General features: G+C 49.1%; 1 pseudogene. It reads left to right on the top strand.

Annotated features, from left to right (window positions below):
- Positions 1-291: pseudogene (locus ACG9ZB_RS17085) on the top strand (alpha/beta hydrolase); the annotation flags it as partial.

Genomic DNA, 291 nt, shown 5'->3' with positions numbered 1-291 from the left:
GTCCGGGCCACCCATCATTTACAACCCTATAAGTTTAGTAAAAACTGGTCTGTAATGGGGCATAGCCAAGGCGGTGCAGCATCTCTGAAGGTTGCAGCGGACGGTCAGAAAGACGCACCTGAATTTAATCTGCGTGGAGCACTAGCACTCGCACCAGGTGGGTATCAATATGAGGGAATTGCTGAATATGTTGCCAGTAATCCGCAAATCACTACCGATGTTGCCGCATATTTTCCAATCGTGCTTCTGGGAGCAGAAGCAGCAGATCCTGGCCTTGCTCCAGCAAATTTA

Origin of the sequence: Acinetobacter johnsonii, from assembly GCF_048551975.1 — a bacterium.
GTDB classification, from domain to species: domain Bacteria; phylum Pseudomonadota; class Gammaproteobacteria; order Pseudomonadales; family Moraxellaceae; genus Acinetobacter; species Acinetobacter johnsonii_A.
The sequence above is the reverse complement of the archived record's forward strand: the minus strand, read 5'-3'. Positions and strand labels throughout refer to the sequence as shown.